General features: G+C 63.2%; 7 protein-coding genes. All 7 read right to left on the bottom strand.

Annotated elements, in window-relative coordinates; translation table 11 throughout:
- Positions 1-1,079, bottom strand: a 1,079-nt coding sequence (gene dnaJ / locus O2807_10030; GenBank protein MDA1000832.1) for a molecular chaperone DnaJ, incomplete at its 3' end; no start/stop codon positions are given.
- Positions 1,080-1,116: 37 nt separating this feature from the next.
- A complete protein-coding gene (locus O2807_10025; GenBank protein ID MDA1000831.1) occupies positions 1,117-1,821 on the bottom strand; it encodes a nucleotide exchange factor GrpE in 705 nt (234 codons plus the stop codon).
- A gap of 21 nt (positions 1,822-1,842) precedes the next feature.
- Positions 1,843-2,703, bottom strand: coding sequence for a zinc metalloprotease HtpX (htpX, locus tag O2807_10020; GenBank protein ID MDA1000830.1), 861 nt, complete (start codon positions 2,701-2,703; stop codon positions 1,843-1,845).
- Positions 2,700-3,104, bottom strand: a complete 405-nt coding sequence (locus O2807_10015) for a MerR family transcriptional regulator (protein ID MDA1000829.1) — start codon at positions 3,102-3,104, stop codon at positions 2,700-2,702. Before O2807_10015 ends, htpX begins: the two co-directional genes overlap by 4 nt.
- A gap of 9 nt (positions 3,105-3,113) precedes the next feature.
- Positions 3,114-4,064 carry a DnaJ domain-containing protein gene (locus O2807_10010; protein ID MDA1000828.1) on the bottom strand — a complete coding sequence of 317 codons (951 nt, stop codon included), beginning with the start codon at positions 4,062-4,064 and terminating at the stop codon, positions 3,114-3,116.
- Between the two features lie 39 nt (positions 4,065-4,103).
- Positions 4,104-6,038: a molecular chaperone DnaK gene (gene dnaK, locus O2807_10005; protein MDA1000827.1), complete on the bottom strand. Its 1,935-nt coding sequence runs from the start codon at positions 6,036-6,038 to the stop codon at positions 4,104-4,106.
- A 76-nt stretch (positions 6,039-6,114) separates the two neighbouring features.
- The coding region (locus O2807_10000; protein MDA1000826.1) for an AAA family ATPase at positions 6,115-6,993 on the bottom strand (879 nt) is incomplete at its 5' end.

The raw sequence follows: 6,993 nt of genomic DNA, 5'->3' as shown, positions 1-6,993 counted from the left end.
TTTTTCTTCTTCTCCTTCGAACTCCCCCCCCTCTCCAGCCCCGCCAGTTCCCGGAAAAGCGCCTCCTCCTTCGAGGAGAGTTTCGTCGGCGTGCGGACAACGACCTGCACCACGTGATCGCCCTTCCCGCCGCCGCGCCCCAAGGCGGGGAATCCCTCTCCCCGGAGGCGAAGCAACTCGCCCGCCTGCACCCCCTTGGGCACTTTCAGCGACGAGCGGCCATACAGGGTATTGATCTCCACCTCATCCCCCAAAGCCGCCTGGGAGAACGTAATCTTCAGCCGCGAGATCACGTGGTTTCCCTCGCGCTGAAATTCCTCATGGGGCAACAGCGACACCACCACGAAGAGATCGCCCGCCGGGCCGCCCTTCCTGCCGCCCTCGCCCTCCTCGCGCAGGCGGAGCCGGCCGCCCTCGTCCCCGCCGGGCGGGATATTCACCTTCACCTTCCGTTTCTCGGATCGCCACCCCTCTCCCTTGCACTCACCGCAGTGCGCGGTGATGACCTTGCCCGTGCCCTCGCACTGGGAACAGGTGGTCGAGTAGGTGAAGAACCCCTGCCGGAAGCCCATCTGCCCGGTGCCCTGACAGGCAGAGCAGGGCCGGATGGCATCGGGCGACTTGGCGCCCGAGCCGCCGCAGTAGACACACTCGCACGGGCGGTCGAACTCGACCTCCCGCTCCACGCCCAGGGCCGCCTCCTCGAAGGTGAGTTCGAGGTTGTAGGCCAGATCGCGGCCCTTCTGGGGGCCATCGCGCCGGCTGCGGCCCTTTCCGCCGAAGATGTCGCCGAAAATGTCACCGAAAGAAGAGAAAATATCGTCAAAGCTCGAAAAGCCGGGGTGGGCGGCGCCCGTCAGACCGGCGTGGCCATAGCGATCGTAAATACTCTTCTTCTGGGAATCGCTGAGCACCTGGTAGGCCTCGGAGGCCTCCTTGAAGAGATTTTCCGCCTCCTTGTCCCCGGGGTTGCGATCGGGGTGGTACTTCATCGCCATCTGCCGGTAGGCTTTTTTGATCTCGCTTTCGCTGGTGTCCCGGCCGACGCCGAGCACTTCGTAGTAGTCGCGCGCGCTCATTCACCCTTCCATTCAACGTGTCTCGTTAACGATTCACTCACGCATCCGTTGCGGTTTGGGGGGCGGAACCTTCCCCTTCCGGCGGGGGCGCGAACTTTCCCACGCACACCCGGCTCGGGCGGAGGATTTCATCCTCAATCAGATATCCATGGCCGACTTCCTCGACCACCTTTCCATCCAGCGCCGGGTCATCCACCGGCACCGCGCGGATGGCCTCGTGCCGCAGCGGGTTGAACGGCTCGCCCGCCGCCGAGAAGGGCTTGACGCCGTGGGAGGCCAACTCCTGAAAAAATTGGTCTCGGATCATCCGAATCCCCTGGATGAGATTCTCCACCGCGCCTTTCTCCGGCGGACCGTCCCTCAGCGCGCCGTCCGCGGCGGCCAACGCCCGGGAGAGATCATCCGCCAGGTGCAGGAACCCTTCCACAATCCGCTTTCTCGTCTCGGCCGTCCTGCGTTCGAGCTCACGCTCCTGGCGGCTCCGGAATTCCGCCGACTCGCGGTTCAACCGATCGATGTGCTCGCGGAGCTTCTCATCGGCGACGGCGAGCTTCCGCTGCAGCTCTTCCACGTAGGTGGGAAGGCGGGAGGAAGCCTCTTTTTCCTCAACTTCGGGGCCTGCCGGAGCCGAATCCTCACCCGCCCGGAACCTTCGCCGATCCACCACGCGGGGGCTCCCCGCCTCCTTCTGGGCGCCCTCCGCTTCCTTCTCCGGCTCCGGACTTTTGCCGTTCACTTCCATGAAGTCTCGCCCCTCTTCCCTTTACCGCATCGCCAACAAGCGCCGGATGCGCTCTTCCATCGGCGGGTGCGTACTGAACAGATTCGACAGACCTCCGCCCGAGAGCGGATTGACGATATACATGTGGGCCGTCGCCTCGGTCGCACCCGCGAGCTCGCCGTGGCGCGAGGCTTCATCGAGCCGCTGGAGCGCACTGGCCAGGCCCTGCGGCGTCCCCGTGATCTGCGCCGCCGTCGCATCGGCGAGATACTCCCGCGATCGGCTCACCGCCATCTGCAGCAGCATGGCGGCCAGCGGGGCCACAATCGCCGCCACCAGCAGGCCGATCACGCCGCCGCCCCCGCCGCCCTCTTCGTTGTCGCTTCTCCGCCCGCCACCGAAGAAGGCCGCGAACTGGGCCATCTGGGCAATGTACATGATGGCGCCCGCCAAGGTGGCCGCCACCGTGCTGATGAGAATGTCGCGGTTCCGGATGTGGGCGAGCTCGTGGGCGGCCACCCCCTCGAGTTCCTCCCGGCTCAGGGTACGCAGGATTCCTTCCGTGAAGGCCACCGCGGCATGTTCGGGGTTTCTTCCCGTGGCAAAGGCGTTCGGCATCTCCTCGGGAATCACGTACACCCGGGGCATGGGCAGATTCGCCCTTCGGGCGAGGTCGCCGACCATGCTGTACAGCTCCGGCGCATGCTCGGGGATTACCTCTTCCGCCCCCGAACTGTAAAGCACCATCTTGTCCGAGAACCAGTAGCTGTAGCCGTTGATCCCCACCGCGATCAGCAGGGCGATGATCACCCCTGTCCGGCCCCCGACAAGATTTCCGACAAAGAGTATCAGAGCCGTCAGCAGCCCGAGCAGCAAAAACGTCTTGAGGGAATTGGTCGTCACGTTTTTCTCCGTTGCAAGCGAATCAAATGACCGCCGCGGGCCGGAATGAGCGCCTTCATGTCCGCCGTGGCGTGTTCCATCTGATCGCGAAGCTCGCGAAGGGCGTCGCTCTCCAGAAGTTCTTCCAGCTCCCCCACCCGGTTCATGGCCGCCATGAGCTTCTCCCGAAGCTCCATGATCACATCCACGCCCGCGAGATTGACCCCCATCTCCCGCGTGAGGGTCAGAATCACCTCGAGACGCTCGATATCCCCCCGGGAGTAAAGGCGTGTTTTCCCGCTGCTGCGGCTCGGCTCGATCAGCCCCTCCCGCTCGTACATCCGCAGCGTCTGGGGATGGATGTCGAACATCTCCGCCACAACGCTGATGGTAAAACGCTCATCTTTCGCCCGCCGGGGCATGTTTTCTCCCTATTGACTGACGCCGGTCATCTCCGAGCGCGGATGCATGGGGTTGCGCCCCTCAAAATCCCGGAGCAGCCGCTGGCTCTCCTCGTCCAGGTGCTTCGGAAACGTCACCCGAACGATCACGAACAAATCCCCCTTCCCGTTTCCCTTGAGCCGGGGTGAGCCCTTGCCCGCCAGGCGGAAAGTCTGCCCCGTCTGGGTGTTGGGGGGGATCGTCATCTTCGTGGTTCCCTCGTAGGTGTGAATCTCAATCCGGGTGCCCAGCGCCACCTCGCCCAGCGTGACGGGCAGCTCAAGATACAGGTTATCGCCCTTGCGCTCGAAATTCGGGTGGGGCTGGACGTTCGTGATGATGTACAGATCGCCGGGCGGCCCGCCGCTGGGAGAAGGCTCTCCCTTCCCCGCGAGGCGAATCCGCGAGCCGTTGGAAACCCCCGCCGGGATTTTCACCTGTATGCGTTCGTTCGAGCGCCGCTTCTGGCCATTCACGATTTCCGTCTTGGGAACTGATATGGTCGTGCTGAGTCCCTTGAGCGCGTCATTGAAGCTGACCTGAATCGAGTATTGAACGTCCTCGCCCTTCATCGGCTGGGAGGGGCCGCCGCCCGAGAAGCCGGAGCGCGAGCGGCCGCCGCCGAAAATGTTCCCCAACAGATCGCCCAGGTTGAACTCCCGGAGGATCTCATCCACCGTGGGCGGCGCGCTCCGATCGCCCCACGGGCTTCCGCCGGAGAAGGCGGCATGGCCCATCGTGTCAAAGCGTCTGCGCTTTTCCTTGTCGGAGAGAACCGCGTAGGCCTCGCTGATTTCCTTGAACTTCTCCTCGGCCTTCTTGTCGCCGGGATTGAGGTCGGGGTGAAACTTCCGCGCAAGCTTCTTGTAGACGCGCTTCACTTCATCGGCCGAGGCTTTTCGATCCACCCCGAGAATTTCGTAATAATCTTTTTTTGCCATCGTGACTCATCCGGTACCGGGCGAGGGTGAATGCCCCCGTTATTTTTTCTCTTTGTCCACTTCCTCGAATTCCGCATCCACGACATCGCCGTTCGCGGAAGCTGTATCTTGACCATTCTCCCCATCACCCGCGTCTGCGGCGGCCCCGCCTGCGGCCCCCGACTGCTGGGCCTGCTCGTACATCGTCTGCGCCAGCTTGTGAGAAGCCGTCTCGAGCCGCCCCTGCGCGGCTTTGAGTTCGTCCAGGTCGAAATCATCGTTCGCAAGAACGCTCCGGAGACCGGCGATGGCCTCTTCGATCTCTTTTTTCGCCTCTTCGGAAACCTTGTCCTCGTTTTCCTTGAGGGTCTTCTCCGTGCTGTAGGCCAGCGAGTCGGCCTGGTTGCGCACCTCGACCTTCTCGCGCCGCTTCTTGTCCTCCTCGGCGTGTTCCTTGGCGTCGGTGACCATCTCGTTGATCTCATCCTCGCCCAGCCCGCTTGAGCTGGTGATGGTGATGACCTGCTCCTTGCCAGTCCCCAAGTCCTTCGCCGAAACGTTGACGATGCCGTTGGCGTCGATGTCGAAGGTCACCTCGACCTGTGGAAGGCCGCGCGGGGCGGCCGGGATGCCGACCAGGTGGAACCGGCCCAGCGTGCGGTTGTCCCTGGCCATCTCGCGCTCGCCCTGAAAGACGTGCACCTCGACGGAGGTTTGGTTGTCGGCCGCGGTCGAGAAAATTTCGCTCTTTTTCACCGGGATCGTGGTGTTCCGCTCGATGAGCTTCGTCGCCACCCCGCCAAGGGTTTCAATGCCGAGGGAGAGCGGCGTCACATCGAGAAGAAGGACGTCCTTCACGTCCCCGGCAAGGATGCCGCCCTGCACCGCGGCGCCGATCGCCACCACCTCGTCCGGATTCACGCCCTTGTGAGGCTCCATGCCAAAGAATTTTTTCACCACCTCCAGGACAAGCGGCATCCGCGTGGAGCCGCCCACGAGGACGACCTGATCCACCTCGCCCGGCTTAATCTTCGCGTCCTCGATGGCCCGTCTGCAGGGCTCGAGCGTCTTTTCGATCAGATCGCGCGTGAGCTGCTCGAGCTTTGAGCGGGAGAGCTTGAGATTCAGGTGCTTCGGGCCCGAGGCGTCCGCCGTGATGAAGGGAAGGTTGATGGCCGTCTCCATCGAGCTCGAGAGCTCGATCTTCGCCTTCTCCCCCTCTTCACGAAGCCGCTGAAGCGCCATCGCGTCCTTGGAAAGATCGATTCCCTGGTCTTTCTTGAACGCATCGATCAGCCATTCGATGATCCGCTGATCGATATTGTCGCCGCCGAGATGGGTGTCGCCATTGGTGGCCTTCACCTCGACCACGTTGTCCCCCACCTCGAGAATCGAGATGTCGAACGTGCCGCCGCCGAAGTCGTAGACGGCGATGGTCTCGTCCTTTTTCTTGTCGAGACCGTAGGCGAGCGCGGCCGCCGTCGGCTCGTTGATGATGCGCAGGACGTTCAGGCCCGCGATGCGGCCCGCGTCCTTGGTGGCCTGGCGCTGACTGTCGTTGAAGTAGGCCGGCACGGTGACGACGGCGTCCTCGACTTTCTCGCCAAGATAATCCTCGGCGGCCTGCTTGAGCTTCTGCAGAACGCTCGCGCCGATCTCGGGCGGGGAGTAGATGTTGCCGCCGAGGCGGAAGCGTGCGTCGCCGTTCTCCGCCTTCATCACCTCGTAGGGGACCAGCTGGGTCTCCTGGGAAACCTCCTCGTATCTGCGGCCCATGAAGCGCTTGCTCGAGTAGACCGTGTTGGTCGGGTTGGTGACCGCCTGCCGCTTGGCGACGAGCCCGACAAGCTTTTCGCCGTCTTGCGTATAGGCCACCACGCTCGGGGTGGTCCGGTTGCCCTCCTGGTTCGGGATGACGGTGGGCTGTCCGCCCTCCATCACCGCCACGACCGAGTTGGTGGTTCCCAAATCAATTCCAATCACTTTTTTGCCCATCTGCGTCCATCTCCTATATCAAAACCGGAAATTCATTGCTTCGAATTCGGCTTCCCCCGCGGGAAGAAATTTGAAATTACGCGCGCACCGGTTCGGCCTCTTCCTGAAGCGAGAAAGTAAGCCCTTCGCCCTCCGGCTCCGCGTCTACTTCGACGATCCCTCCGTAAATCTCCCCTGCCAGCAGCTTCTTGCTGATCGGGTTGAGCAGATGCGACTGGATGGCCCGCTTGAGGGGCCGCGCGCCGAAGGCTGGGTCGTAGCCCTTCTCGACGAGAAACTCCTTGGCCGCATCCGTGAGCCGCAGGTGGATGCGCTGGCCCGCGAGCCTTTCGCTGATGCGCTCGATCTGGATATCCACGATCTGACGGATCTGATCTTTCTCCAGCGCCCGGAAGACGATGATCTCGTCCACGCGGTTCAAGAACTCCGGCCGGAACACCTTCCGGAGAGCAGCGAGCACCTTCTTCGACTGATCCTCCATCTTCCCCGCGCCGCCCACGACGTAGCCGACGTTAGTTTCGCTCAGGGTCTCGGTGCCCGCGTTGCTCGTCATGATGATGACCGTGTTGCGGAAGTCCACCGTCCGGCCATGGCCGTCGGTCAGCCGCCCGTCGTCCATCACCTGGAGCAGGAGGTTGAACACATCCGGATGGGCCTTTTCGATCTCATCGAGCAAAAGCACGGCGTAGGGATGGCGCCGGACGATCTCGGTCAGCTGCCCCCCCTCCTCGTAGCCGATGTACCCCGGCGGCGCGCCGATCAGCCGCGCCACCGTGTGCTTTTCCATGTACTCGCTCATGTCGAGGCGGACCAGGGCGCTCTCATCGTCAAAGAGAAACTCCGCGAGCGCGCGCGCCAGCTCGGTTTTTCCCACCCCGGTCGGGCCGAGGAAGATGAAGGAGCCGATCGGCCGGTTGGGGTCGGTGATGCCGGCCCGCGCCCGCTGCACCGCCTC

The organism is bacterium, from assembly GCA_027622355.1.
In the GTDB taxonomy this organism is placed as follows: Bacteria; UBA8248; UBA8248; order UBA8248; family UBA8248; genus JAQBZT01.
This window is presented reverse-complemented; position numbering and strand designations above follow the sequence as displayed.